This is a genomic window from Bradyrhizobium sp. LMTR 3, from assembly GCF_001693485.1.
In the GTDB taxonomy this organism is placed as follows: Bacteria; Pseudomonadota; Alphaproteobacteria; order Rhizobiales; family Xanthobacteraceae; genus Bradyrhizobium.
On the sequence record NZ_MAXC01000012.1, the window covers coordinates 215,652 to 240,827 of the forward strand.

The window sequence follows — 25,176 nt, forward strand, 5'->3', positions numbered from 1 at the left end:
TTCATTTTCCGAGAAGGAGCAGGCCCATGGAATCCGCGATCCCTGCGCATCTGCAAACCGCGCGAACGCGTCACCGCCGCGTCGGCGACGATTATGCGCCGCCCTACCCGTCTTTCGTGGCGCGGCACAAGCCAAGCGTGACGCGGGTGGTGATGGCCTATTTCGGTATCCAATCCCGCGGCGCGCTCCCGGCCGCCGCGGAGCAAGCAATAGTGCGGCTCGCTTCGGATTTCGCAAGCATCGACGGCCCGTCCCATTGGGACCGCGCTAGCTATATCGACGAGGCCGGCTTCACCAATCTCGTCACCGTGGCCTATTGGGACGAGCGGCAAAAATTCGATCGCTGGTTTCCGCCCGTGCGTGAGCGCTGGACCGGCGAGCAACGGACCAGTAACGGGTGCGGGACTTTCATCGAGGCGCTTTACCCGTCCGTGCACGGCTATGAGACGCTGTTCTCTTCGCTCGGAAGGCCCGAAGGCGTCGCCGTTCTCGCCGACGGCATGAGCGGCGAGGTTTTGGAGCACGCCTATTGGGGCGGCATGCGCGACCGCGTCCCGTTGTCCCAAACCAGCGAGATGGCGCCCTCAGGCTCCGCGCGAGCCATTCGCGACGGCGCGCGTATCCGGATCATCCCGCATGACAATATCTGCCTGATCCGGTCGGGCCAGGATTGGGGCGATACCGAAGCCGCAGAGCGCAAGATGTACCTTGACGATGTGGAGCCGGTGCTGCGCGAAGGCATGGATTTCCTCCGCGACCAGGGACGTTCGATCGGCTGCTACTCCAACCGTTACATGACCGTCGTCGGCGCTGGCGGCGCGACAGCCGAAAAGTCCTACGGCATGAGCTGGTGGAAAAGCCTGGCGGCGCTGGAGCGCTGGGCTTAATCGCATCCGACCCATGTCAGGATTTTCGGCGCCGCCATGAAGTATCTGTCGACGCTCGGACCGGCCGCAAAACTGCGGCTCTACCACGAGGTCACCATCGCCCGCGCCGACGAACAGCTTTTCGAATATGCGGATTGTCATCCACAAACCGGAATGCTGAACGCCGTGCAGACGGTGGAGGCGGCCTGAGCTACAGTACCATCTGGGTTTGCGTGACGACCGCAACCAGCCTGCCGTCCTCGGTCTCCAGTCGCGTCTGCCAGACTTGCGTGCGCCGTCCCCGATGCACCGGCGTCGCGGTGGCGATCACCGTAGAGCCTTCCTTGGCGCCGCCGATAAAATTGGTCTTGCTCTCGATCGTGGTGGTGCCCTTGGCATCCTCGGGCAGATTGATGAAGGTCGCGGCCGCGCCGACCGAATCCGCAAGGGCCATGATCGCGCCGCCGTGAATGGTGTTCCGCAGCGTGCAGAGGTCCGGCCGCACCAGCATCCTGGCGGCCACCCGATCCATTCCGGCTTCCGTGAAGGTTACCCCCTTCAGTTCCGCAAACGGCATCTTCATCGACTGGATCTTTTCGAGCGGCGTCATTCGTCCTCCGGCTTTTCTTTGAAGTGGCTTCCTGAACAGGATGGAGGCTGCCGGTAAATCAGGCAATGACCTCCAAGGTAATGGCGGCCGTGACATGGCGCGCGGAATTCGGCATACCGTCGGCATGCGCTACTTCCCGCCCCGCCGGATCGTCTGCCTGACCGAGGAGACCGTGGAAACGCTTTACCTGCTCGGCGAGCAGGACCGCATCGTCGGTGTCTCCGGCTATGCGGTGCGCCCGCCGGGCGTCCGTCGCGAGAAGCCGCGGGTCTCGGCCTTCATATCGGCGGACATTCCAAAGATTCTGGCGCTTGAGCCCGACCTCGTGCTCGCCTTTTCCGATCTGCAGGCAAACATCGTTGCCGACCTCGTGCGCGCGGGCGTCGCCGTCCATGTCTTCAACCAGCGCGACATTGCGGGCATCCTCGCGATGATCCGGATGCTGGGGGCTATGGTCGGTGCGGCGGAGCGCGGAGATCAACTCGCGCGCGGCTTTGAAGAGCGCCTCGCGCGGGTCGCCGCGACGCCCCGGGCCGCACCGAAGCCCAAAGTCTATTTCGAGGAATGGGACGATCCGCTGATCTCCGGCATCGGCTGGGTTTCCGAACTGATCGAGATCTCCGGCGGCGAGGACGCGCTGCCGAAGCTACGGTTTCAGCAGGCGGCCAAGGACCGGATCATTTCGCCTGACACGGTACGTGACGCCGCGCCGGACGTTATCCTCGCGTCCTGGTGCGGCAAGAAAGTCGTGCCTGAGCGTATCCGGCAGCGTCCGGGCTGGGGCGACATCCCGGCGGTGCGCAGCAACCGCATTGTCGAGATCAAGTCGACGATCATCCTGCAGCCGGGCCCGGCGGCGCTGACGGATGGGCTCGATGCGATCGTTAGGGCGTTGTGGGCTTCGTCGAATCCGTAGGGTGGGCGAAGGCGCGTCAGCGCCGTGCCCACCATTCCAGCCCGCGGCGAAAAATGATGGTGGGCACGCTTCGCTTTGCCCACCCTACGGTAGCTGCGTTCGCAGGGACGACATCGAACTTTGTGGCTAAGCTTACACCTTCTCCACCCCGCACCATTCCGCAATGAACAGCGCGGTCGCTTTGGTCGACTTCCGGAGCGAGTCGACCTCGACATATTCGTTGAAGCCGTGCATCGCGGCGCCCTTCGCGCCGAAGCAGAGGCTCGGGATATTGTAGTTCAACCCGTAGAACCGGGTATCGGTCAGCGCGGTGAACGCGCGATCCGGCACCGCGCCGCCATAGACGGCGTCGAACGCTTTTGCGAAAGCGGCTTCCGGCTCAGTCGAGTTCGTCAGTTCATACCCCTCCGACAAAAAGCCCGACCATTCGACCTGCGGCGGGTTGTTGGAGAGGAATCGATGATCGCGCGCCGCCGCCGACACGCAGGCCAAAATCTCCTTCTGGCATTCGGCGATCGACCAGCCCGGCAGAACCGCAATGCGGCAATCGACGTCGCACCAGGCCGGCACGCTGGAAGCCCAGTCGCCGCCCTTGATGATGCCGGGGTTGAAGTTGAGCGGATGCGCGACCGCCTTGAAATGGCGGTCCGCCTTGGCGCGCTCGTTCCAGTCGGCCTCGAGCTTCTGCAGCGCGTGGATCAGATGATACGCCGCCATGATCGCGTTGGCGCCGGCGCCGGCCTCGAACACATGCACCGGGAAGCCGCGCACCTTCAGGCGAAACCAGATCACGCCGACCTGCGAGCGCACCATGGTCTCGCCGGTCGGCTCCGGGATGAAGCAGGCGTCCGCGCGATAGCCGCGCTGCAAAGTCGAGAGCGCGCCGACGCCGGTCGACTCCTCCTCGATCACGGATTGAAAGTGAATACGCGCGGTCGGCTTCAGCCCAGCGGCCTTGATCGCATCCAGCGCATAGAGTGCACCGATCGTGCCTGATTTCATGTCGCAGGCGCCACGGCCGTACATCTTGCCGTCCTTGATGGCGGGCGAGAACGGCGGCGTCTCCCACATGTCGAGGGGTCCTGCCGGCACCACGTCGCAATGGCCCTGCAGGATCAGCGATTTGCCGGCATTGCTCGCGGGACGATAGGTACCCACCACCGTGCGCGCCTTGGAAAAATCATGCTCGATCGGGCCGAAGCCGCGCAGATCCTTCAAATCCTCGACGTCGATATGCCAGTCGTCGACCTCGTAGCCGCGTTGGCGCAGGAGATCGCCGATCATGTCCTGGCACGGTCCTTCGGCGCCCCGGGTCGAGGGGATCGCAACGAAATCCTTCGTCGTCGCCAGTTGGGCATCAAAGCCGGCGTCGACGGCGTCGAGGATTCTTTGTTGCGTATCGGTCGTCATGCGGCAGCTCCAGTGAAGGAATTCGGGGAAGTCGGGAGTGCGCACCCTACCCCGATCTCAGCCGCCGGCGTAATGCGCAAAATGCGCATCCCGCAATGCATCTTCGAGCAGGCGGCCTTCTGAATAGCCGCTCAGCGAGGCCGGTCGCTCGACGCCGTCGAGAAGCCGCGTACAGGGTTCCGGCCGGCCCAGCACCGTGTGCACCGGAATGCGCTCGGCATAAACAGGCAGCTCATAGTCCTCCTCGTCGTCGGCGACACCCTTCGACCTGATCTTGGCGGATGCCTGCTCGATTTCCATCGCGATCACCGATGTCGCCTTGATCTCCTGCGCCGTGCTTTGCCTTAACGTCGCGGTCCGATCAGGGAAGAAGCGGTCGACCATGGCGACGAGCGCGCGCTCCTTTTCGACCGGATCGGTAACAAGATAGGCGGTGCCGAAAGCCATCACGGCGCGGTAATCCGCCGAATGGTTGAAGCCGCAGCGAGCCAGCACCAGGCTGTCGAGATGCGCAACCGTGAGGCAAACCCTCTCGCCCTCGGACTGGTTTCGCAGCATGCGGCTGGCGCTGCTGCCATGCCAGTACAGCCTGCTCCCTTCCCGCCAGAAGAATGTCGGCGTGCAATAGGGCTGGCCGTCGATCACGTAGGAGACGTGGCACAGCATCGAGGCGTCGAGCAGGCTGTGCACTGTGGCGTGGTCGTAGAAGCCGCGATCATGGCGGCGCTTCACCTGATTGCGCGGCGATAACGGATACACATCGGCAGTCACGGCGTCGGTCACGGCAGCTCCTGTTGGATCGGTGGCGGTTCGTTGAGAGTTGTACCGGCCAATTTGGTCTGCGATAGTGCCAATTCCATGCGAAAAATTCCGACCAATTCGCCGCCGGCGCGACGCAAGACCGAGCTCGCGCTCGATCTCTCCGGCCCTCACGTGACGCCGGGTGCCTCGGCCCCGCACCGGCTCTATCAGGCGCTGTGCCACGCCATCACGGGCGGAATTGCAAAGCCCGGCGAGCCGCTGCCGCCGTCGCGCATGCTGGCCAAGCAGACCAGCTTTCGCCGCAACGCCGTCACGTCGGCCTATGAGCGGCTGATCGCGGACGGATTTGCGGTAGCCACCGTCGGCTCCGGCACCTTTGTCGCCGCGCGCATTCCCGCCCGCGTCCATGACACGCGAGGGACGAAGATCGCGATCGAGCCGCCGCAGCAAGGCCCGCTGGCGCTCGGCTGCACGCATATCGATGAAAGAGCGCTGCAGCGCTTCCGGGCGTTTGCCGGCCGGCGCCTGCGCGCGTTCGGCGCCGAGCACCTTCAGTACGGCGACCCCAGGGGCAGCCGCGAACTTCGCGCCGCGATCGCCGATCATTTGCTGTCGGCGCGTGGGCTGCGCTGCGATCCCGACCAGATCATGCTGACGTCGGGAACGCAGCATAGCTTACGGATCGTGCTGGGTGCGATCCTGAAATCCGGCGATCAGATCTGGTGCGAAGACCCCGGTTATCCCGCCGCTCGAAGGGCGATCGAGCATTGCGGCCTGCGCCCCATCTCGGTGCCGGTCGACGCTTCGGGCCTGATCGCGGCCAGGGGCCGGGCCTTCGCTCCTTCGGCTGGCGCGGCCTATGTGACACCGTCGCACCAATTTCCCCTCGGCGTGCAGATGTCGATGCCGCGGCGGCTGGAATTACTCGACTGGGCCAGGGATGCGGATGCCTTCGTCATCGAGGACGACTATGACAGCGAGTTTCGATATGACGGCGCGCCGCTGCTGTCGCTCGCCGGCATCGATCATCTCTCGCGCGTCATCTACATGGGCACGTTTGCAAAGACATTGTTTCCCGGATTGCGCATCGGCTACTGCGCGCTACCCGAACGGCTGGTCGGGCCGGTGACGACAGCCCGTGCCGCGCTCGACCGCTTTCCCGGCACGCTGCTCGAAGGCGCCGTCGCAGACATGCTGAATTCCGGCGCGTTCGCGGCCAACCTGCGCCGGGTGCGCGGGATCTATCGCGAAGCGCGGGACGTGCTGGCTTCGACCCTCTCGTCGACATCGCAGGGAAGGCTCTCGGTGCCGATACCCTCGCAGGGCCTGCATCTGGTCGCGCGGTTCGATCCATCAGCCGATCCCCGCATCGCCGCGCAGGCCAAGGCCGAGGCCGGCGTCGCAGGTTGGCTGCTGGCGGAAACTTATTTCCGCGCACGCCCGCTTCCAGGCTTTGTCCTCGGCTTTGCCGGCCACAAGCTGCCACAACTGATCGCGTCGGCCGAGCGACTCGCGAAGTCATCGCTGGCCGCCTTGCAGGCAAATGGCAAACCGAACAAGGGTGGAACTGGCAAGGTCAAACGGCTGAAGGCCGTGACGTGAACACTCACGCCGGCCGGCACCCTATCAGAATCGCGGCCGCGTCACTAAGCTCGATGCTCAAATCAAATTCACGAACGGAAATACCCAATGCCCGGCCATCGCAACGCCTCGTATCTCGTCATCGGTGCATTCATCGCAGGCGTGCTCGGCTATGCAACGGCGGCCCTCGCTCAGACGGTCTCGCGCGAGCAGGACATTGTCGACCTGCGGCTCGGCCAGCGCGTCCTGGTTGATGATGGATCGTGTCCGACGGGACAAATCAAGGAAGTCCAGGGCTCGCAGATGACGACGTCAGGCGTGCTCCGCACCCGCAAGTGCATTCCGCGGCTGGGAACGAAGAAGCGCTAGCAGCGCCAGCCAGCCTAGAACATGCCTTTGGTGTTGGCGGCCTTCTCGGGAATTTCCGGCACGACGTCCCAGTGCTCGACAATCTTGCCGTTCTCCAGCCTGAAAATGTCGACGATGGCGCGGCCGAGCGTGGGGCGCTGCGGAGAAATATTTTGAGGAGCCGCGCTTACTGGTTCGTCGCCGGCTCGAACATGCATTGCAGCGTCGGCTTGGCGATCTTGGTGAAGGTCGGGCCGATCTCGGATCGCTTCGATGCCGGCACCCATGCGGTCTCGATCGTCGGCACACCGGTCTCGCTAATGCCGCGCAGCAGCGCTTCGCGGAGGTCGGGATCTTCCACAGTTGCGGCGGCGTAGTCGTGCAGGCAGCCGCAAACGCGTTCGGGATGCGCCCAGCGTCCGACCATGTGGGGCGCGCAGAGCCGCACGAACTCGCCGCGCGGATCGGGCACCTTGAAGAGCGAACGGAACGAGGTCTGCGGCGGCTGAAACTGGACTTGAGCCTGTGCCGCGCCGCCGAGGAGAAGGGAGGCAAAGATGACAGCAAAACAGATGCGTACGAACATACCGAGCCTTTATCGGTAAAAGAATCCGCTACGCTTAGTTGGCAGCCATGACCATCGGTAGCGGCGCCGGGGCCGCAACCGGCGAGCCGTTATAGGCGAAGGTGCCAACCCCCGGCAGGCCCTGATCCGAAGAACCAGCCATCGAGGAACCAGCCAGAATGACGGCCAGGGCGAGGATGAAGCTGGTGGTCCGCATCTGACTTGTCTCCGGTTATCAGTGGCCGGCGGTTCCCGCCGTCTCGTTGGTCACCTGATAACTGTCGGCTGTTTCCAGACATCTGCGCCAAAAACGAAAAATGGTTTCGTCGCACAGGAGAATTGTTTCGTCGTCCCTGTCGGACGAAACAATAGCGGGAAAAATCCAATGAATTCAGCCGGGACGCTCGTACTTGAGATGCTCAGGCTGAACTCCGCAAGCTGGCCGTTACGGCCACTTTGGCCCCCGTCCAATGGACGAGAACCGCCTCGCTCGCTGGCAGATCGGATGAACCGAGACTTCGATCCGGCCGACTCAGCGAATGCCACGCAACCTTCCGCATGCCTGTGCGTTGTGACCCTTCCTCAACAAAGGACAGCAGTCGTGGGCAATGGCAACAGTGCACCCCCGACCCGCAAACCCGGCCAGCCGGGGGGTGAAAATTTGTCTGGAAGTGACGGCTCCGAACAGCGGATCAATCCTTCCCTGAACACAGAGCGCCGCGGAAAAGCCTCAGAGCATCCTGCGAGCCTTTGTGGCGCGATGTCGCAACAAGGCGGCGAATTTCGCGGCAATGTCTCTGCGCCGCAGAAATTCGTGCATCTGGTCGGCTGCCGCGACCGCAAGGTCGAGCCCGGCCTGGAGGCCCGCCAATATTCCAATCCGCTCAAGCGGTAAGCTTGATGCCCTCATCCCGGATCCGATCTCGGATCCCGGCCGGCATCGGACTTACTGGATGAATTCACCGCATTTCTGAACCGCGGCCTCAGTGGCACCCCAGGGCATGACCGGCACCGAGGAGGTGGAGTTTTTGGGTGAACCTTCGATCAGCTTGTCCGAATAGACCATGTAGACCAGCACATTGCGTTTGGCATCGCAGCCGCGAACAATCTGCATCTTCTTGAAGAACAGCGAGCGGCGCTGCCGGAACATATCGTCGCCCTGCTCCAGTCTGTGCTTGAACTTGATGGGGCCGACCTGGCGGCACGCCAGCGAGATATCCGAGACTTCCTCGGCGAGGCCGAGCCAGCCCTTGAAGCCGCCCTTTTCCGGCACCGTGAAGTGACAGGCGACGCCTTCGACCTCGGGGTCGTCGACCGCGTAGGTCGCGAGCTTGTCGTTGGGGCTCAGCCATTTGAAGACCGTCGAGCGACGGAAGATCAAGTCGGGCTCTTCTGCGGCCGATGCCGGGCCTGCCTGCCACAATGTCAGCGCGAGCACCACCAAGGCCAGACTTCTCCACTTCTTGTCACGCTTAACGATGGCCTTGGATGTCATTGATATCTCCGCTGAAGGGCTCGCCGCCTATGTAGTGCCGGAAAGTGGAACAGGAAGGCTGCAGGATGATTTGGAAGGCCGCACTACCGCCTTATCGATGGCGTCAGATCGAGCAGGCGTGGTTTAACGGAATGTGAGGCTTTTTTGCTACGATCGGGGCGAAAAGCGCTGGAATTAGAAGGCTTACGCTGGTGAACGCTTTTCGCCCTTGCGACAACAAACGAATAAGCAAGACGGTGGATTCGAGTATCCGGATTTGAGGATTATGCGCGTGAGCAGGCATCGAGCGTTCAGTGCGAGGATTGCGGGCGCGACGATTTCAAAACGGCGATTTTGGCAGATTGCGATACTGACCGCCGCCGGCTCCTTTGCCGCCGCTTCCCAAGCGGATGCCGCCGCCATGTTCTACTGGCACGATTCCGACGCCGGCTATTATTACCGGCCGATGGCGCCGACGCAGCCGCGCAAGCCGAAGGTGCGCCGTCCGTCAGCCAAGACCGAGGCGGCCGTCAAGGAAACCAACGCCAAACCGCAGGGGCCGCTGATCATCGCCGTCTCGATCGAGCAGCAGAAGGTCCGCGTCTACGACGCCAATGGGTTGTTTGCCGAAAGCCCGGTGTCGACGGGCACGAAGGATCATCCGACCCCAATGGGCGTATTCAGCGTCATCCAGAAGCACAAGATGCACCGCTCCAACATCTATAGCGGCGCGCCGATGCCTTACATGCAGCGCATTACCTGGTCGGGGATTGCGCTGCATGCCGGCGTGCTGCCGGGCTATCCGGCGTCGCATGGCTGCATTCGTATGCCAACCGCCTTCGCCGTGAAGATGTGGAACTGGACCCGGATGGGCGCGCGCGTCATCATCACGCCCGGCCAGATCACGCCTGCCAGTTTCTCGCACCCACTGCTGGTGGCGCAGAAAGTCGTCCCGCAGCCGCTCATCGCCGACGATCCCACGACCGATGCGCCCGCGGTGAAGGGCGACAAGGGCGCGGACGCGGGCCGCGCGGAGCCAAGCCTCGAACTCCGATCGACCGTCGGCCACGCGGCGCCGTTGCGCGAACAGACCCACACGGCGGATGCCGGCAGCGCTCTGCCGACGAGCGCCGTCGTGACCATGTCCGACGCAACGCCGTCTGCGGCCCAGGTCCAGCCTGCCGGCGATACGTCGAGCGCGGAGGCAAAGGCGGACGCGCCGAAATCCGAGCCAGCTATCTCGGCAGCCGGCGAGCCCACGAAGGCGATTGCTGATACACCGGCTGCGCCGACCGTCGCGCCTGAGATCAAGAAGGATACCGCGCGTCTGCCCGGCGCGGACAAGGCTGCCAGGGTCGAACCGCCCAGGCGTCCCGGCCAGATCGCGGTGTTCGTCAGCCGCAAGGATTCCAAGCTGTACGTCCGCGAGAGCTTCAAGCCGCAGTTCGATTTGCCGGTGACGATTGCGCCGAGCGACCGGCCGCTGGGCACCCATGTGTTCACCGTCGAGGCCGATAAGAACGATCCCAACCTGTTGCGCTGGTCGGTGGTCTCGCTGCCGGTCACGGCCCGCAACGCTGCGCGGATCGATAACACCGCCCCTGCTGCGCGGCGCGGCAGGATACCCGGCGCAGCGCCCGCCGAGGCAAAGCTGCTGCTGACGGCGAACAGTCCGGCCGAGGCACTGGACCGCATCGCCGTCGCTCCCGAGGCGATTGCGCGGATCGCCGAGATGCTGACCACCGGCAGCTCGATCGTGGTGTCCGATCACGGCATCAACACGGGCGGCGAAACCGGCGAAGGCACCGACTTCATCGTCCCGCTGCGCATGGTCCAGCCATAACGGCTTGTTGAGGCGCGAAGGCCCGCGCATTGCGCTATGCTTCGGTCACCAAACCGCAGCCCGAGGCTTTTCATGATGGACCGCAGGAGCGTGATGACCGCGGCGCTGGCCGCGATCGCAGGCATGGCCTCTAGCAGGCAATCCCTGGCGCAGGCCGCCATGAGCCGGATGACGGCTTACGCGTTTTCGTTTCCGGGATTGGCCGGCGGCGACATCAGGCTTTCCGAATTTGCCGGCCGGCCGATCCTGATCGTCAACACCGCTTCGCTCTGTGGCTTCACGCCGCAATATGGCGGCCTGCAGCAATTGTGGACCGAGTTTGGCAGCCGCGGCTTGATGATCATCGGCGTTCCCTCCAATGATTTCGGCGCCCAGGAGCCGGGCGGCGCGACCGAAATCACAGCGACGGCGCAGAGCCACCATGTCACCTTTCCGATCGCCGCGAAGGCGGTCGTCAAGGGACCGAACGCGCATCCGTTCTACAGATGGGCGGCAGAGGCACGACCGAAGGAAGTTCCACGCTGGAACTTCCACAAATACCTGATCGGCCGCGACGGCTATATCGCCGACGTCTTCCCGGAATCCATCGAACCCGTAGATACACGGGTGAAAACCGCGGTCGCACGGGCCTTGGCTGCTTCCTGAATTAACCCCTCGGGGACAAATCCGCTGCGTCGCAACGGTTGCATTGGCGCGCCTGCTCCAACTAGGCTACTGTGCGTCGGGGGATGGAGGCAGACCGGACGACGGCAGCGCCACCGACCGGGTGCGGGATTCTAATTTGGGGAAAACAGGATGCGTATTGGGGCGGGGGTGATCGTTGCAGCGGTTTCGCTGCTGGCATCAAGCGCGGCGTGGTCGCAGGTTCCACCCGCCAAAGGCGTGACCGCGCCTCAGGCAGCAGCGGCACCAATTCCTGCTCCGCCGCCAGCGCCCGTCTCGACCCGTCCGCCTTGCAACAATCCGAACGCGCTTGGCATCGGCCGCACGGTCGAGATCGACACGACTGGCGGACCCGGCTTCGGCTTCGAGCATTTCAAGGAGCTCGACTTCCTTCGCGACAAGGAGGTGGTGCTGACCTTCGACGACGGCCCGTGGCCCGTGAATACGCCTGCGGTCCTGAAGACGCTCGCGGAGGAATGCACCACCGGCATTTTCTTCCCGATCGGCAAGCACGCCACCTACTATCCCGAAATCCTCAGGCAGGTGATGGCGGCGGGCCATTCGATTGGATCGCACACCTGGTCGCATGCCGCCCTCGTCAACAAGAAGCTGAACGAGCAGCAGCGCAAGGATGAAATCGAGAAGGGCTTCAGCGCCGTGAAATGGGCACTCGGCGGCAAGGCGCCGGCGCCGTTCTTCCGCTTCCCCGCGCTGCAGCACCCGCCGGAGATGGTGACCTATCTCGGCGACCGCAACGTCGGGATTTTCTCCTGCGACCTCGATTCCTTCGACTTCAAGGCGAGCAAGGCGCAGACCATCATCGACACCGTGATGCGCAAGGTCGAGAAGAACGGCAAAGGCATCATCCTGATGCACGACTTCCAGAAGCACACCGCGGAAGCCCTGCCCGAGCTTCTGAAGAAACTGAAGGCCGGCGGCTACAAGGTGGTGGCGATGCGCGCCAAGACGCCGGTACAGACCATCGCCCAGTATGACGAAGACATCGTCAAGGATCTGAAGCTGCCGACCGTGAGCTCGCGCCCGGTTTCCAGCGTCGTCCAGACGATCTCGGAATAGTAGCGGCGCGACGCAGGCCCGTGCCGGCGCTACGCATCGAAGGCTATGTCATCGTTTCCGCCGACGGCATGCTGGCGGACGCGCGCAACGTCATGCCGGACGAATTGAAGTTTGAGGGCGACAAGGCGTTTTTCACCGCCGCCCTCGACCGCGCCGACCTGATCCTGCACGGGCGCAATTCCTATGAGGATCAGCCGAACTCGCCGCGGCGCAAGCGGGTCATCCTGACGCGCAACGTCGAGGCGATTGCTCCCGACCCGTCCAATCCGAAAGCTACGCTGTGGAATCCCGCGGGCGCTTCGTTCGAAGCCGCCTGCCATCATGCAGGCGTGGATACCGGCACCGTCGCCATAATCGGCGGCCCCGGCGTGTTCGGCATGTTCATGGACCGCTACGACGTGTTCTGGCTATCGCAAGCGCCGCATGTCCGGCTGCCCGGCGGCGAACCCTGCTTCCCCGGAGTCCCCGCCCGTTCGCCGCAGGAAATCCTCGCCGCGCACGGACTGCGCGCCGGCGAGCCGCAGATGCTCGATGCAGCGCACGAGGTCACCGTCAGGCCATGGCGGCGCGGCGCATAGGGCGTCATCCTTTCGTCCAATGAATCTCGCCGTAAGCCAACCCGTGGCCAGAGATTGCTTGACAGCGTGCAGGCGCGGTTCCAACCTGAAAAGAAAAAAGAAAAACAAACGTCATCATCGGGAGGACCACGACATGTTGAGGCGCGCTTCAACCATGCTTGCAGCGGTGACTCTTGGGTTCGTCACTGCTTTGACCGGGCCGGTTCAGGCCCAAACCACTGAAAAGCCGTTAGTGCTGAAGGGTCAATCGACCCACCCTGCATCCTCGAACTTCCATCTCATCTTCAAGCTTTGGGCCGAGACCGTCGAAAAGATGACGGCCGGACGCCTCAAGATCGAGACGCTGCCGGCCGGAGCGATCGTGCCCCCGTTCGAGGTGTTCGACGCGACGTCCAAGAACGTTCTCGATGTCGGCATGGGCCGTTCGGCTACATCCTCGGCCGCAACACCGCGACGATTCCGATGTCGCATGGTCCGCTGTACGGCATGGACGGCTCGGACTACTGGGCCTGGTACTATGACGGCGGCGGCATGAAGCTGCTCGACGAATTTTATCGCGACGTTCTCAAGCTCAACGTCGTCGGCTTCCCGATCCCGACCGATTATCCGCAGGGAATGGGCTGGTTCAAGAAGGAGATCAACAGCCTCAGCGATCTCAAGGGCCTGAAGTACCGGATCTACGGCATCGGCGCGGAAACCTACGGCAGGCTCGGCGTGTCGGTCGTCACCATTCCCGGCGGCGAAATCGTGCCAGCCATGGAGCGCGGCGTGATCGAGGGCGCCGAATGGATCAACTGCGAGGAAGACAAGAAGCTCGGCCTGCATCAGGTGGCCAAGCACTACTACACGCCGGGCATGCACGAGCCCGTCACCGGCGGCCAGTTGATGATCAACGGTGACGTCTGGAAGAAGCTCACGCCTGACCTGCAGGAGATCATCAAGGTGGCGAGCGTCTATGCCACGACGCAACGTAACTTCGCCTTCAATCGCGAGACGGCGCATGCTTGCCAGGACCTGATCAAGGCGGGCGTTCAGATGCATCGCACGCCCGACGAGATCCTGAAGAACTTCCTCGACGAGTGGGAGAAGATCCAGACCGAGCACGCGTCGAAGAACCCCTTCTACAAGAAGGTGATCGACAGCCAGAAGGCCTACGCCGAGCAGATCGTGCCGTTCAAGCTCTCCTGGTTCCCGCCGTACAATTTCGCCGGCGAGTACTACTGGAAGAACAAGATCTACCTGACCAAGAAGTGATCTCTCTTGCCGCATGAAGCGGAGGTGCTGGTGTCCGTACCGCCGGACGCCAGCACCGTATGAAGAGGAGTGATCATGTCGGCGGACACCAGCAGTGCTTCGGTCTCGGGCAATCCGGGCGGCGAGTTCCCGCGCGCCTTTTATGCGATCATACGGGCGATCGACCGCTTCACCGACGTGACCGGCAGGCTCATTGCTCTAACGATGCTGTTTCTGATGGTGACGATCTCGTACGAGGTCGTCATGCGCTACGGATTCAACGCGCCGACCGTTTGGGTTTATGAGTCGAGCTTCATGGCCAATGGTTCGGCCTTCATGCTCGGAGCCGCATATGCGCTGTTGAAAGGCGCACACGTTCGCACCGACATCTATTGGGAGAATTACTCCGAGCGAAAGAAGGGTGTCGTCGACCTGATCTCCTACTCGTTATTTTTTTATCCGGCCATGATCACATTCATGCTGATCAGCATTGACGACGCCTTGCACTCCTATGACACCGGCGAGCGCTCGCAGGAAAGCGTTTGGCGCGCGATCATGTGGCCGTTCCGGGCCACGATCCCCCTGGCAGCCCTTCTTCTCATGATCCAGGGCGTGTCCGAGGTACTGAAGTGCTGGTACCAGGTCCAGTTCGGGCGCGAGTTCGTGCACAGAGAAAAGATCGAGATATGACGGGACTCGAACTTCTCGGACTTCTCATGCTCCTTGTGATGCTGGGAGCGATCTTCATCGGCCTGCCGATCAGCTTCACGCTGCTGTTCCTGGCGCTGATGTTCGGCTACGTCGGCATGGGCGAGCGGGTCTTCAACCTCGCCTACCTGCAGACCATCGGCCTCATGAAGCAGGACGAACTCGTCGCGGTTCCTATGTTCATTCTGATGGGGTTCATCTGCGATCAGGCCGGACTGATGGAGCGACTGTTCAAAGCGTTCCGCGACCTGTTTGCACCGATCAATGGCGCGCTCTACGTGGTCGTCATCCTCACAGCGACGCTGTTCGGCATCGCCGCCGGAACCGTCGGCGCGACGGTTACGCTCCTCGGCATCATGGCCGGGCCGATGATGATCCGGGCGGGTTATGACGTGCGGATGTCGGCCGGCGCAATTGCGGCCGGCGGCACGCTTGGCATCCTGATCCCGCCGTCGGTGATGCTGGTCGTCATGGCGCCCGTGCTGGATATCTCGATTATCGATCTCTATGCAGCCGCCTTTGGCCCGGGCTTCCTGCTGTCCGCCATGTTCATTGCATACACGTTGATACGCTCTCACTTCAATCCGAAGCTCGGCCCGCCCGTGCCGATCGAGGACCGGCCCGATTCGATGCGGATCGTGCTGTGGGAGTGTGTGGTCGGTCTTGTGCCGGTTACAGTACTGACGATCCTGACCCTCGGCGCCATCCTCGCCGGAATCACAACGGCGGCAGAGGCCGCGGCGTTTGGCGCACTGGGGTCAATCGTCCTCGTCATTGCCTACGGCCGGTTCTCGTGGCGCGGGTTGCTGGATGCCTGCTACGGCACGCTTGCAACGACCAGCATGGTGCTCCTCCTCGCGGTAGCCTCCAACGTGTTCGGTTCGGTCTTCTCATGGCTCGGCACGGCAACCTGGATGACGAATGCCTTGCTGGCCTCGCCGTTGCCGGCCTGGGGCACCATGTCTCTGCTCCTGGGCCTGATCTTCCTGCTCGGCTGGCCATTCGAGTGGCCGGCCATCGTGTTCATCTTCCTGCCGATGCTGGCGCCGGTGGCCAAGGGCCTGGGCTACGACATGGTCTGGTTCGGTTGCCTCGTCGCGGTCGTGCTGCAGACCGCCTTCCTGTCTCCGCCGGTCGCGATGTCAGCCTATTATCTTAAGCAGGTCGTCAAGGAGTGGAACCTGAGATTGATCTACCGCGGCATGGCCGACTTCATGGTCATCCAGTGCGTCTGCGTGGTCCTGGTGCTGGCTTTCCCTGCGATCGCGATGTGGTTCCCGCAGTGGTTGCAGGCGCGCAGGCTGGCCGCACGAACCGCACAGATCGAGTACGTCGCACCGCCGCAGAATGCGGCTGCAGCGCTCGATGGCCCACGCATTGCGATCCGGAATTTCTGACCGCGATTTTAGATGTCCCCGTAGGCCGGCTCGTTCGGCCGCGGACCCTTGCCGTAGCCCGCGATCATGAACAGGGCACCGATGATCGACAGGTTCTTGAGGGCGTCGATCAGCGTCTTGGCATTTTCGGGCGCCGGCTGATTCCAGAAATCGTGGAAGTAGAAGGTCGTGGCGAGCACGAAGAAGATCAAGAGGATCGCGAAGAAGCGCGCGGCGAAATTGACCGCGATCATCAGGCCGGCGAGGATCTCAAAACCGCCGACGCCGACCGCCAGCAATTGCGGCATCGGCATGCCCGCCATGGTTTCGAGCTGCGAGGCATAGGGCACGAGCAGCGCCGGAATCGTCACCTTGGATGCGATGAAGTCTGCCGTCTGCTGTATCGCGAAAAGCTTGGTCGCTCCCGTGTACATGAAGAGCACGGCGAACAGGACTCGCCCGAAGGTAACTAACGCTGGCATGGGATCGGCCTCACTGAATGGCATGCAAAGATAGCAGGCGGCGCGAAACGATTATGGGCATTTCGTCTCCGCTTTTCAAACGCTCAAATCGAAACCATCCGCGCAGCAGGCTGCGCGCGCCCCAACCAGACCTTCCGATAGAAGCAGAACCAAGGCGCTTTCTTGATCATAGCTTTTCAAGCGAAGCATGCCCCCGGCCTGATCCGGGGGCCGGTAGCGACCCGTGTGAAGAAAGCGCGTCAGAACAAAAGGCTGGATCCCGGTTTTGAATCAGTCTGAAGGCGGATCTATCCGAACAGAGTTGGCTGCTGGCGGCCAGCGCGCTCTTGGGCTTCGACGGCGGCGACCGCCGTCATGTTGAGGACGCCGCGCGCCGTCACCCCCGGGGTGAGGATGTGCGCCGGGCGCGCCGGGCCGATCAGGATCGGACCAACGGGAAGCGCATCCGCCAGCGTCTTGATCATCTGGTAGGCGACGTTGGCGGTGTCGAGGTTCGGCATGATCAGGATGTTGGCATCGCCTTCCAGGTTGGAATGCGGCAGCACGAGTTTTCGCGCGGCGGCCGAGAGCGCGGTATCGCCCTGCATCTCGCCGTCGGCCTCGAGCTCCGGATGCTTTTCCTTCAACAGCGTGGTGGCACGGCGCATCTTGCGCGAGGATTCCGTATCATAACTGCCGAAGTCGGAATGTGACACGAAGGCGACGCGTGGCTTCATGTTGAACCGCTGGACATGGGTTGCCGCCAGCGACGCTACCTCCGCCAACTCCTCGGCGCTCGGATTCGGACGCACCTGGGTATCGGCAATGAAATAGGAACCCTTGCTGGTGATCATCATCGCCAGCGCGGAAAAATCGCTGACGCCGGGCAAGAAGCCGATGATCTCGCGAACATGGCGCAGATGGCTCATATAGCGGCCTTCGACGCCGCAGATCATGGCGTCAGCCTCGCCGCGCACCACCGCCAGCGCGGCAATCACGGTGTTGTTGGTGCGAACCACGGTGCGCGCAGCCTCGGGTGTGACGCCGCGCCTTCCAGCCACGTCGATATAGGTCTGCACGTAGGAGCGGTAGCGCGGATCGTCTTCCGGGTTGACGAGGTCAAAATCCTGCCCGGCCTTGATCGAGAGGCCGAACCGCTTGATCCTGGCTTCGACCACGGAAGGCCGCCCGACCAGAATCGGCCGCGCCAGCTTCTCTTCCAGCACGACCTGCGTCGCGCGCAGCACACGCTGGTCCTCGCCCTCGGCATATATCACGCGGACCGGCTGGGTCTTGGCCTTGGCGAACACCGGCTTCATGACGAGGCCGGAGCGGAAGGCGAAGCGTTCCAGCAGCGCGGTATATTCCTCGAAATTCGTGATCGGGCGCGTCGCCACGCCGGATTCCATGGCGGCTCGCGCCACTGCCGGCGCGATGCGCAGGATCAGCCTCGGATCGAACGGGCTCGGGATCAACGAGCCCGGGCCGAAGCCCTGCGTCTCACCACTGTCAAAACCCTGCGCCACCGCATCCGACGGCGGATCGCGCGCGAGCTGCGCGATGGCGTCGACGGCGGCATGTTTCATTTCCTCGTTGATCCCAGTGGCGCCGACGTCGAGCGCCCCGCGGAAGATGAACGGAAAGCACAGGACGTTGTTGACCTGGTTCGGAAAGTCGGAACGCCCGGTGCAGATCATCGCGTCGGGGCGCGCCTTCCGGGCTTCGTCCGGCATGATCTCCGGGGTCGGATTGGCCAGCGCCATGACCAGCGGCTGGTCCGCCATCGACTTTACCATGTCTGATGTCAGCACGTTGGGCGCGGATAAACCTAAGAAAATATCCGCGCCGCCGATCACGTCCGCCAGCACGCGTGCACTCGTTTTTTGCGCATAGACCGCCTTCCAGCGGTCCATCAGCGTGTTGCGCCCCTCATGCACGACGCCGTCGATGTCGCAGACCCAGATGTTCTTGCGCTGTGCGCCCATCGACACCAACAGATTGAGGCACGCGATCGCCGCAGCACCGGCGCCGGAGCAGACGATCTTCACATCGGGCAATTTCTTGCCGTTCAGCAACAACCCGTTGACGATGGCGGCTCCCACAATGATGGCCGTGCCATGCTGGTCGTCGTGAAATACCGGGATCTTCATGCGTTCCTTGAGCTGCGCCTCGATCTCAAAACATTCCGGTCCCTTGATGTCCTCGAGATTGATGCCGCCGAAAGTCGGCTCCAGCGCCGCCACCGTCTCGACCACGCGCTCGATGGTGTCGGCGGCGATCTCGATGTCGAACACGTCGATCCCGGCGAATTTCTTGAACAGGACCGCCTTGCCTTCCATCACGGGCTTGGAAGCCAGGGGACCGATATTGCCGAGCCCCAACACCGCGGTACCGTTGGAGACCACGGCGACCAGATTGGCACGGGAGGTCAGCGACGCCGCTTCAGCCGGATTGTTGGCGATCTCGGTGCAGGCCGCCGCCACTCCCGGCGAATAGGCCAGCGCGAGGTCGCGCTGGTTGGCGAGCGGCTTGGTCGCCTGGATCTCGAGCTTACCGGGCCGCGGCAGCCGATGATACGCCAGCGCCGCAGAACGCAGATCTTCAGAATAGGACGACATGTAGGCTCCCGCGTTTCCGGTCCCGAACTCTTGTCTTATTGATACTTCCAGATCAGGGTCAGTTTTCCGGCAAAATGAGGGGGATGTGAAGCACGGGCGACCACTTGGATGCAACATCCGAGAACGCCGCCGTCAACAGGGGCTCATCGACGAAGCGCGGCAAATCCGGTAGCATATTCGTCTCCCTACCCCATCCCCCTGGCCGACAATGTGGCAAATTTGCCTCCTGCAACGTCGGCGTCCGGAGCACAACTAATGGTAAAGATATTGCTGGGTCTGGTCGCCGCGGTCGTGATCGCGGTGGGCGGCTTCTTCGGCTTCGAGTACTACACCCAGCATCGAATCACGCGCGAGGTCGAGGCCGCGTTCGAGCAGATCAGAGCCAGCGGCGGCAAGGCCAACCACGGCAAGGTCTCGTTCGACCTGAGGAGCCGCACGCTCAGGATAGACGATATTGCCACCGAGTCGGCATCGCAGCCCCCGGTTCGCGTGAAGGTTGCCGGCATCACAGCCTCCGGGCTCGGCCACCCGGATGCGACGCGCTTCTCGGCCGATGCGATCGAGGCGATCGACCTCGAAATCAATGCCAGCGTGCCGGCAGGGGCGGATTGGCAAGTCACCTACAAGGTGCCGCGGATCGCGGCGAAGGATTTTTCCGGTCCGGCAAGCCTGCCGCGGCCACCGGCGTCCTCGTCGACGATAGACCTGTATCGATTGCTTATCGAACAGTTTGGTGCACTCACCGCCTCCTCGATCACGGCACCCAGTGTTGCCGGCACCATGAACTCCGGAAACCCGGCGCTGGGGAAGGGAGAATTCGCCTATTCCAACCTTGCGCTGCGCGACATGAAGGCTGGCAAGATCTCCGCTGTCACTCTCGACCGAATGACATTCACCGCGACCTCGCAACCGAAGAGCAAGCCCGAGAAGGTCACCGGCGACCTGGCCAATCTCGCTGCGCAGGACGTCGATATGGTAGCCGCCGCAGCCATCCTCGACCCACAGCGCGCCAATGACGACCAATACTACCGCGTCTACCGGCAGATTAGCGCCGGCGCCTATACGATCACCTCAGGGCAAGGTCCGGCGGTGCGTATCGAGGGACTGACGGCCGACGACATCGGGGCGCGGCCCTCGCGGCTGCAGTTGGCTGCGCTGCTGGCAACGATACCGTCCGGCACGGCCCAGCCCACGCCGGCGCAGGCGCGCGAAATGATGGAACGGGCCGCCAAAATCTACGAGGGCGTGCGCGTAGGAAACGCCGAGATACGCGGCCTTTCGATGGATATGCCGGAGGGCGGCTTCAAGCTCGCGTCGATGCGCTTCAGTCTGGAGAACGGAAAGACGGGCGAATTCGCAGTCGAGGGTTTTGACGGCCGTTCGCCGCAGGGTCCGATCAAGCTCGCCCGCTTTGCTCTCAAGGGGGTGGATGTCGCCGGCTTGCTGCGCATGACCGCGCAGTTCTCAAATCCGGCGCAACCGCCGCCGCCCGACCAGGCGCTCGGCATGATCGCCCTGCTCGAGGGCGCCGAACTCAAGGGCCTCGCCGCTCCCTACAAGAACACCGGCAAGCCGATCAACGTCGACCTCGTCAGCCTGGATTGGGGGCAGTTCGTCGGACCGATTCCGAGCAAGGCACGGCTGATCGCGAAGATGTCCGGTCCCCTCGACACGACGCATCCCGGCCAGCGAATGCTGATTGCCACGGGCCTCGACAAGTTGGCGCTCGATCTCGATCTCGGCACGGTATGGACCGAAGCATCACGCTCATTCGTGCTGGAACCGGCCACGGTCGAGCTTGGCGGCATGCTGAAAGCGTCGGCACGAATTTCGCTCGCCAACGTGCCGCGCGAGGTTTTCTCGATCAATCCGATTCAGGCAGCCGCCATGGCAACGCAAATCGAGGCCGGCGGAATCGAGCTCACGGTGCGCGATCTCGGTGTCGTTGATCGCGCGATCGCCCATTATGCAAGGACGCAAAACATCAGCCGCGACGCGGCACGGCAGGCGATCGTCAACGACGTCAGGGACAGCGGCGCCAAGACGGCGGCCAGCAATCCCGACACGGAGGCGGTGGTGGATTCGCTGGCGCGCTTCATCGAGACGCCGGGAACAACCCTCACGATCAAGCTTACACCGCTCGGCAAGGTTCCGGCCATGCAGCTCTTCCAGATGCTTCAGACCGATCCGCTGATTGCCTTGTCGCAGTTTCGGCTGGAGGCTGCGACGGCGCTCTGAGCCGTCGCGTGCCTATCCCTTGTCCGGCAAATTCAGCCGGATGTGGAGTTCGCGGAGCTGCTTGGTGGTGACCTCCGATGGCGCGCCCATCAGGAGGTCCACGGCCTGCTGGTTCATCGGGAACAGCGAGATCTCGCGCAGGTTCGTGGTGCCGCACAGCAGCATCACGATGCGATCGACGCCGGCCGCCATGCCGCCATGCGGCGGCGCGCCGTACTGGAATGCGCGATACATGCCGCCGAAACGCTCGACCACGTCCTTCTCGCCATAGCCCGCGATCTCGAACGCCTTCACCATGGCTTCCGGCTTGTGGTTGCGGATGCCGCCGGAGGCGATCTCGTAGCCGTTGCAGGTGATGTCGTACTGGAACGCCTTGATGGTCAGCGGATCCTGCCCGTTGAGCGCGTCCAGTCCACCTTGCGGCATCGAGAACGGGTTGTGCGAGAAGTCGACCTTCTTGTCTTCCTCGTTGTACTCGTACATCGGGAAGTCGACGATCCAGGCGAGCTCGAACCGGTCCTTGTCGATCAGGTTCAATTCCTCGGCCACCTTGGTGCGGGCGAGGCCAGAGAACTTCCAGAATTTTTCCGGATCGCCCGCGACGAAGAACGCGGCGTCGCCCTCCTTCAGGCCGAGCTGGCCGCGGATCGCCGTCGTCCGCTCCGCACCGATGTTGTTGGCGAGCGGACCTGCGCCCTCGCCGCCCTCGCGCCACATGATGTAGCCGAGGCCGGGCTGGCCTTCGCCTTGCGCCCACGAGTTCATGCGGTCGCAGAACGCGCGGCTGCCGCCGCCGGTGCCAGGGATCGCCCAGACCTGGTTCTTCGGGTCTTCCAGCATCCGCGCGAACACCTTGAAGCCGGAGCCGCGGAAGTGCTCGGAGACGTCCTGCATCACAATCGGGTTGCGAAGGTCCGGCTTGTCGGTGCCGTATTTGCGCAGGGCTTCCGCAAACGGAATCCGCGGCCAGCCTTTGGTGACCGGCTTGCCCTTGGCAAACTCCTCGAACACGCCGGTGACAACCGGCTCCATCGCCGCAAACACATCCTCCTGCGTGACGAAGCTCATCTCGACATCGAGCTGATAAAACTCGCCCGGCAGCCGGTCGGCGCGCGGGTCCTCGTCGCGGAAGCACGGCGCAATCTGGAAGTAGCGGTCGAAGCCGCTCATCATCAGGAGCTGCTTGTACTGCTGCGGCGCCTGCGGCAGCGCATAGAACTTGCCCGGATGGATGCGCGACGGCACCAAAAAGTCGCGCGCGCCCTCCGGCGAGGACGCCGTCAGGATCGGGGTCTGGAACTCGAAGAAGCCCTGCTCCTTCATCCGCCGGCGCATGGAATCGACGATCGCGCCGCGGGTCATGATGTTCTGGTGCAGCTTCTCGCGGCGAAGGTCGAGGAAGCGGTACTTGAGCCTGATGTCCTCAGGGTATTCCTGCTCGCCGAACACCGGCAGCGGCAGTTCGCCGGCCGGACCCAGCACCTCGATCTCGCTGACGTAAACCTCGACCCTGCCGGTCGGCAGTTCCGGATTGTCGGTACCTTCGGGACGGCGGCGCACCTTGCCGTCGATCCGGACCACCCATTCCGAGCGGAACTTTTCCACTTCCTTGAACGCCGGCGAGTCCGGGTCGGCGACGCATTGGGTGATGCCGTAATGGTCGCGCAAATCGATGAACAGCACGCCGCCATGGTCGCGGATGCGATGGCACCAGCCGGAAAGACGGGCGATCTGCCCGATGTCGCTCTCACGGAGCGCGCCGCATGTATGTGACCGGTAGCGATGCATGGAAGTCCCAAAAAACAGATGTCGGAGGTCAGAATCGGAGGCCAAAGCCAGTCCGAAGTTGCGGAGGGGGTTTACCCGACGCAGCCGGGGGCGGCAACCAATGGCGGGGCTGTTTTCGGCTCAAAAACGGCCATTTCGGCAGGTCGGCGTCCGGGCCGTTTGCCTATTCCGGGGCTGCGCCTATCTTTAGGTCATGACCATTCATTTCCCGTTCCAGAACACCTATTCGGCGCTGCCGGCGAACTTTTTCGCACGCGTCGCCCCAACCCCGGTCGCCGCCCCCCGGCTGATCAAGCTGAACCGGGCGCTGGCCGTCCAGCTCGGCCTCGATCCCGATGTGCTGGAGAGCCCCGAAGGCGCGGAAATCCTCGCCGGAAAGCGCGTGCCTGAGGGCGCCGATCCGATTGCCATGGCCTATGCCGGCCACCAGTTCGGCCAGTTCGTGCCCCAGCTCGGCGATGGCCGCGCCATCCTGCTCGGCGAGGTCATCGACAAGGACGGCGTGCGCCGCGACATCCAGCTCAAGGGCAGCGGGCCTACGCCATTCTCGCGCCGCGGTGACGGCCGCGCCGCGCTCGGGCCGGTCTTGCGCGAATACATCGTCAGCGAGGCGATGTATGCACTCCGCATCCCCACCACCCGCTCGCTCGCCGCCGTGATCACCGGTGAGGGCGTGATGCGCGAGACCATGCTGCCCGGCGCGGTGCTCACGCGTGTCGCCGCAAGCCATGTCCGTGTCGGCACCTTCCAGTTCTTCGCCGCGCGCGGAGACACTGATGGCGTGCGGGCGCTCGCCGACCATGTCATCGCGCGGCACTATCCCGATGTCGCGAAGGCCGAGCGTCCCTATCATGCGTTGCTCGAAGCCGTCGTCGCCCGCCAGGCCGATCTCGTCGCGCGCTGGCTTCTGGTCGGCTTCATCCATGGCGTCATGAACACCGACAACACTTCGATCTCCGGCGAGACCATCGACTACGGCCCCTGCGCCTTCATGGACGAATACAATCCCGCGCAGGTGTTCTCCTCGATCGACGAGATGGGCCGCTACGCCTATGCCAACCAGCCGCGCATCGCTTTGTGGAATCTGACGCGGCTCGCCGAATGCCTGCTGCGGCTGTTCTCCGATGAGCAGGACAAGGCGATCGAGCAGGCGCAATTCATCCTCGGCGAATTCGCCGACAAGTTCACCGCCGCCTATCAGGCCGGATTGCGCAGGAAGATCGGCCTGTTCGCCGAACGCGACGGCGACGAAGCCTTGATCCAGGATCTGCTCGACGCCATGGCGAAGAACACCGCCGACTTTACCCTCACCTTCCGCACGCTTGCAGATGCCGCCGGAGATGCCGACGACGACAGCGTTAGGGCCCAGTTCACCGATCCCACCGCCTTCGATGAGTGGGCCGCACGCTGGCGCCAGCGCCTCGCCGACGAACCGCAATCCGCCGCCGAGCGACAAGCCGCGATGCGCGCGGTCAACCCGGCCTTCATCCCGCGCAACCACCGCGTCGAAGCCGTGATCGCAGCGGCCGTCAACAACGACTACGGGCCATTCGAGGAATTGCTGACGGTGCTGTCGAAGCCGTATGAGGATCAGCCCGAGTTTGCGGCCTATGCCGATCCGCCACTGCCGGACCAACGCGTGCTGCGGACGTTCTGCGGGACGTAGATATCTCGCGGAGACGGATTGTAGGATGGGTAGAGCAAAGCGAAACCCATCAATAGCTCGCATGGTGCCGATGGGTTTCGCTTTGCTCTACCCATCCTACGCGCTGCCGTTAACCCAACTCCTTAAGCGCCCGTCCACCATCTGCCGACGTGCTTCCCTGCACAGTTCCATAGATTAAGAAACGGTCAACGTCCGCCCCACAATTCTAATGGATTACTGGGGAGAATTGCCGTGGACGCGTTTGCTTTCGAACTCATGGGACTGGCGATGATTGCGCTCTGCCTCATCGTGCTCGCGATACCGTCGGGTCGGCGCCGGCCGCGGCATGTGCGCTACGAGTGATCGACTTCCAGGCAGCACCGTCATACCGCGAAGGCGGGTATCCAGCACGCCGC

General features: G+C 63.2%; 23 protein-coding genes and 2 pseudogenes. 15 read left to right on the top strand and 10 right to left on the bottom strand.

Annotation, left to right across the window (positions count from 1 at the left end; translation table 11 throughout):
• Nucleotides 1-26 precede the first annotated feature (26 nt).
• Nucleotides 27-1,076: pseudogene (locus tag LMTR3_RS10545) on the top strand (phenylacetaldoxime dehydratase family protein).
• Nucleotide 1,077: 1 nt separating this feature from the next.
• Here the strand turns inward: LMTR3_RS10545 and LMTR3_RS10550 are convergent.
• Nucleotides 1,078-1,476 (bottom strand): PaaI family thioesterase, encoded by a 399-nt coding sequence (locus tag LMTR3_RS10550; RefSeq protein WP_065744983.1) that lies wholly within the window; start codon nt 1,474-1,476, stop codon nt 1,078-1,080.
• A gap of 124 nt (nt 1,477-1,600) precedes the next feature.
• Between LMTR3_RS10550 and LMTR3_RS10555 the strand changes: the two genes are divergently transcribed.
• Nucleotides 1,601-2,392 (top strand): cobalamin-binding protein, encoded by a 792-nt coding sequence (locus LMTR3_RS10555; RefSeq protein ID WP_065745589.1) that lies wholly within the window; start codon nt 1,601-1,603, stop codon nt 2,390-2,392.
• Nucleotides 2,393-2,524: 132 nt separating this feature from the next.
• Here LMTR3_RS10555 and LMTR3_RS10560 read toward each other — a convergent pair whose 3' ends face one another.
• A complete protein-coding gene (locus tag LMTR3_RS10560; RefSeq protein ID WP_065744984.1) occupies nt 2,525-3,802 on the bottom strand; it encodes an ArgE/DapE family deacylase in 1,278 nt (425 codons plus the stop codon).
• Nucleotides 3,803-3,859: 57 nt separating this feature from the next.
• Entirely contained in the window at nt 3,860-4,585 is a 726-nt protein-coding gene (locus LMTR3_RS10565) for a pyridoxamine 5'-phosphate oxidase family protein (RefSeq protein WP_065744985.1), read from the bottom strand.
• A 75-nt stretch (nt 4,586-4,660) separates the two neighbouring features.
• On the opposite strand from LMTR3_RS10565, the gene pdxR reads away from it, so the two are divergent.
• On the top strand, nt 4,661-6,166 hold the full coding sequence (pdxR, locus tag LMTR3_RS10570; RefSeq protein ID WP_065744986.1) for a MocR-like pyridoxine biosynthesis transcription factor PdxR: 1,506 nt from the start codon (nt 4,661-4,663) through the stop codon (nt 6,164-6,166).
• Nucleotides 6,167-6,253: 87 nt separating this feature from the next.
• Nucleotides 6,254-6,514 (top strand): DUF6719 family protein, encoded by a 261-nt coding sequence (locus LMTR3_RS10575; protein WP_065744987.1) that lies wholly within the window; start codon nt 6,254-6,256, stop codon nt 6,512-6,514.
• Nucleotides 6,515-6,528: 14 nt separating this feature from the next.
• Here the strand turns inward: LMTR3_RS10575 and LMTR3_RS38885 are convergent.
• From LMTR3_RS38885 to LMTR3_RS38420, 3 genes and pseudogenes are all read right to left on the bottom strand, one after another.
• Nucleotides 6,529-6,642, bottom strand: a pseudogene (locus LMTR3_RS38885) (nuclear transport factor 2 family protein); the annotation flags it as partial.
• A gap of 38 nt (nt 6,643-6,680) precedes the next feature.
• Complete coding sequence (locus LMTR3_RS10585) at nt 6,681-7,079, bottom strand: hypothetical protein (RefSeq protein WP_065744989.1); 399 nt, start codon at nt 7,077-7,079, stop codon at nt 6,681-6,683.
• A 34-nt stretch (nt 7,080-7,113) separates the two neighbouring features.
• Nucleotides 7,114-7,275 carry a hypothetical protein gene (locus tag LMTR3_RS38420; protein WP_176721857.1) on the bottom strand — a complete coding sequence of 54 codons (162 nt, stop codon included), beginning with the start codon at nt 7,273-7,275 and terminating at the stop codon, nt 7,114-7,116.
• A gap of 288 nt (nt 7,276-7,563) precedes the next feature.
• On the opposite strand from LMTR3_RS38420, the gene LMTR3_RS37430 reads away from it, so the two are divergent.
• Nucleotides 7,564-7,953, top strand: a complete 390-nt coding sequence (locus LMTR3_RS37430) for a hypothetical protein (RefSeq protein WP_141686550.1) — start codon at nt 7,564-7,566, stop codon at nt 7,951-7,953.
• Between the two features lie 51 nt (nt 7,954-8,004).
• Here LMTR3_RS37430 and LMTR3_RS10590 read toward each other — a convergent pair whose 3' ends face one another.
• Nucleotides 8,005-8,553, bottom strand: coding sequence for a CreA family protein (locus LMTR3_RS10590; RefSeq protein WP_065744990.1), 549 nt, complete (start codon nt 8,551-8,553; stop codon nt 8,005-8,007).
• 271 nt (nt 8,554-8,824) lie between these two features.
• Between LMTR3_RS10590 and LMTR3_RS10595 the strand changes: the two genes are divergently transcribed.
• The 8 genes from LMTR3_RS10595 to LMTR3_RS10625 all read left to right on the top strand — a co-directional run bounded on the left by LMTR3_RS10595 (nt 8,825) and on the right by LMTR3_RS10625 (nt 16,031).
• Entirely contained in the window at nt 8,825-10,375 is a 1,551-nt protein-coding gene (locus tag LMTR3_RS10595; protein ID WP_502686618.1) for a L,D-transpeptidase, read from the top strand.
• Nucleotides 10,376-10,447: 72 nt separating this feature from the next.
• The gene (locus LMTR3_RS10600; protein ID WP_065744991.1) at nt 10,448-11,020 is read left to right on the top strand and encodes a glutathione peroxidase; all 573 of its coding nucleotides are present in this window, start codon (nt 10,448-10,450) and stop codon (nt 11,018-11,020) included.
• A gap of 150 nt (nt 11,021-11,170) precedes the next feature.
• Complete coding sequence (locus LMTR3_RS10605; protein ID WP_065744992.1) at nt 11,171-12,115, top strand: polysaccharide deacetylase family protein; 945 nt, start codon at nt 11,171-11,173, stop codon at nt 12,113-12,115.
• A 68-nt stretch (nt 12,116-12,183) separates the two neighbouring features.
• Nucleotides 12,184-12,693 carry a dihydrofolate reductase family protein gene (locus LMTR3_RS10610; protein WP_065745591.1) on the top strand — a complete coding sequence of 170 codons (510 nt, stop codon included), beginning with the start codon at nt 12,184-12,186 and terminating at the stop codon, nt 12,691-12,693.
• 19 nt (nt 12,694-12,712) lie between these two features.
• On the top strand, nt 12,713-13,228 hold the full coding sequence (locus LMTR3_RS39775; RefSeq protein ID WP_176721858.1) for a type 2 periplasmic-binding domain-containing protein: 516 nt from the start codon (nt 12,713-12,715) through the stop codon (nt 13,226-13,228).
• A complete protein-coding gene (locus LMTR3_RS10615; RefSeq protein ID WP_065744993.1) occupies nt 13,156-13,947 on the top strand; it encodes a TRAP transporter substrate-binding protein in 792 nt (263 codons plus the stop codon). The genes LMTR3_RS39775 and LMTR3_RS10615 overlap by 73 nt, the downstream gene beginning before the upstream one ends.
• Nucleotides 13,948-14,022: 75 nt before the next feature.
• Nucleotides 14,023-14,616, top strand: a complete 594-nt coding sequence (locus tag LMTR3_RS10620) for a TRAP transporter small permease subunit (protein ID WP_065744994.1) — start codon at nt 14,023-14,025, stop codon at nt 14,614-14,616.
• The gene (locus LMTR3_RS10625; RefSeq protein WP_065744995.1) at nt 14,613-16,031 is read left to right on the top strand and encodes a TRAP transporter large permease; all 1,419 of its coding nucleotides are present in this window, start codon (nt 14,613-14,615) and stop codon (nt 16,029-16,031) included. Before LMTR3_RS10620 ends, LMTR3_RS10625 begins: the two co-directional genes overlap by 4 nt.
• 8 nt (nt 16,032-16,039) lie before the next feature.
• Here the strand turns inward: LMTR3_RS10625 and LMTR3_RS10630 are convergent, their stop codons facing one another.
• Together LMTR3_RS10630 and LMTR3_RS10635 are read right to left on the bottom strand one after the other, a co-directional pair.
• Nucleotides 16,040-16,492, bottom strand: coding sequence for a DoxX family protein (locus tag LMTR3_RS10630; RefSeq protein ID WP_065745592.1), 453 nt, complete (start codon nt 16,490-16,492; stop codon nt 16,040-16,042).
• Nucleotides 16,493-16,779: 287 nt separating this feature from the next.
• Nucleotides 16,780-19,089: an NADP-dependent malic enzyme gene (locus tag LMTR3_RS10635; protein ID WP_065744996.1), complete on the bottom strand. Its 2,310-nt coding sequence runs from the start codon at nt 19,087-19,089 to the stop codon at nt 16,780-16,782.
• A 255-nt stretch (nt 19,090-19,344) separates the two neighbouring features.
• Between LMTR3_RS10635 and LMTR3_RS10640 the strand changes: the two genes are divergently transcribed.
• On the top strand, nt 19,345-21,327 hold the full coding sequence (locus tag LMTR3_RS10640; protein ID WP_065744997.1) for an aq_1923 C-terminal domain: 1,983 nt from the start codon (nt 19,345-19,347) through the stop codon (nt 21,325-21,327).
• A 12-nt stretch (nt 21,328-21,339) separates the two neighbouring features.
• On the opposite strand, the gene aspS is transcribed toward LMTR3_RS10640, so the two are convergent.
• Nucleotides 21,340-23,115 carry an aspartate--tRNA ligase gene (aspS, locus tag LMTR3_RS10645; RefSeq protein ID WP_065744998.1) on the bottom strand — a complete coding sequence of 592 codons (1,776 nt, stop codon included), beginning with the start codon at nt 23,113-23,115 and terminating at the stop codon, nt 21,340-21,342.
• A gap of 193 nt (nt 23,116-23,308) precedes the next feature.
• On the opposite strand from aspS, the gene LMTR3_RS10650 reads away from it, so the two are divergent.
• Nucleotides 23,309-24,781 carry a protein adenylyltransferase SelO gene (locus LMTR3_RS10650; protein WP_065744999.1) on the top strand — a complete coding sequence of 491 codons (1,473 nt, stop codon included), beginning with the start codon at nt 23,309-23,311 and terminating at the stop codon, nt 24,779-24,781.
• The last annotated feature ends 395 nt before the right edge of the window (nt 24,782-25,176 follow it).

Excerpts from the sequence above, each read along its gene's own strand:
- LMTR3_RS10550 (WP_065744983.1), bottom strand. The coding sequence starts at position 1,476 with ATGACGCCGCTCGAAAAGATCCAGTCGATGAAGATGCCGTTTGCGGAA.
- LMTR3_RS10555 (WP_065745589.1), top strand. The coding sequence starts at position 1,601 with ATGCGCTACTTCCCGCCCCGCCGGATCGTCTGCCTGACCGAGGAGACC.
- LMTR3_RS10560 (WP_065744984.1), bottom strand. The coding sequence starts at position 3,802 with ATGACGACCGATACGCAACAAAGAATCCTCGACGCCGTCGACGCCGGC.
- pdxR (WP_065744986.1), top strand. The coding sequence starts at position 4,661 with ATGCGAAAAATTCCGACCAATTCGCCGCCGGCGCGACGCAAGACCGAG.
- LMTR3_RS10575 (WP_065744987.1), top strand. The coding sequence starts at position 6,254 with ATGCCCGGCCATCGCAACGCCTCGTATCTCGTCATCGGTGCATTCATC.
- LMTR3_RS10585 (WP_065744989.1), bottom strand. The coding sequence starts at position 7,079 with ATGTTCGTACGCATCTGTTTTGCTGTCATCTTTGCCTCCCTTCTCCTC.
- LMTR3_RS38420 (WP_176721857.1), bottom strand. The coding sequence starts at position 7,275 with ATGCGGACCACCAGCTTCATCCTCGCCCTGGCCGTCATTCTGGCTGGT.
- LMTR3_RS37430 (WP_141686550.1), top strand. The coding sequence starts at position 7,564 with ATGAACCGAGACTTCGATCCGGCCGACTCAGCGAATGCCACGCAACCT.
- LMTR3_RS10590 (WP_065744990.1), bottom strand. The coding sequence starts at position 8,553 with ATGACATCCAAGGCCATCGTTAAGCGTGACAAGAAGTGGAGAAGTCTG.
- LMTR3_RS10600 (WP_065744991.1), top strand. The coding sequence starts at position 10,448 with ATGATGGACCGCAGGAGCGTGATGACCGCGGCGCTGGCCGCGATCGCA.
- LMTR3_RS10605 (WP_065744992.1), top strand. The coding sequence starts at position 11,171 with ATGCGTATTGGGGCGGGGGTGATCGTTGCAGCGGTTTCGCTGCTGGCA.
- LMTR3_RS10610 (WP_065745591.1), top strand. The coding sequence starts at position 12,184 with ATGCTGGCGGACGCGCGCAACGTCATGCCGGACGAATTGAAGTTTGAG.
- LMTR3_RS39775 (WP_176721858.1), top strand. The coding sequence starts at position 12,713 with ATGAATCTCGCCGTAAGCCAACCCGTGGCCAGAGATTGCTTGACAGCG.
- LMTR3_RS10615 (WP_065744993.1), top strand. The coding sequence starts at position 13,156 with ATGTCGCATGGTCCGCTGTACGGCATGGACGGCTCGGACTACTGGGCC.
- LMTR3_RS10620 (WP_065744994.1), top strand. The coding sequence starts at position 14,023 with ATGTCGGCGGACACCAGCAGTGCTTCGGTCTCGGGCAATCCGGGCGGC.
- LMTR3_RS10625 (WP_065744995.1), top strand. The coding sequence starts at position 14,613 with ATGACGGGACTCGAACTTCTCGGACTTCTCATGCTCCTTGTGATGCTG.
- LMTR3_RS10630 (WP_065745592.1), bottom strand. The coding sequence starts at position 16,492 with ATGCCAGCGTTAGTTACCTTCGGGCGAGTCCTGTTCGCCGTGCTCTTC.
- LMTR3_RS10635 (WP_065744996.1), bottom strand. The coding sequence starts at position 19,089 with ATGTCGTCCTATTCTGAAGATCTGCGTTCTGCGGCGCTGGCGTATCAT.
- LMTR3_RS10640 (WP_065744997.1), top strand. The coding sequence starts at position 19,345 with ATGGTAAAGATATTGCTGGGTCTGGTCGCCGCGGTCGTGATCGCGGTG.
- aspS (WP_065744998.1), bottom strand. The coding sequence starts at position 23,115 with ATGCATCGCTACCGGTCACATACATGCGGCGCGCTCCGTGAGAGCGAC.
- LMTR3_RS10650 (WP_065744999.1), top strand. The coding sequence starts at position 23,309 with ATGACCATTCATTTCCCGTTCCAGAACACCTATTCGGCGCTGCCGGCG.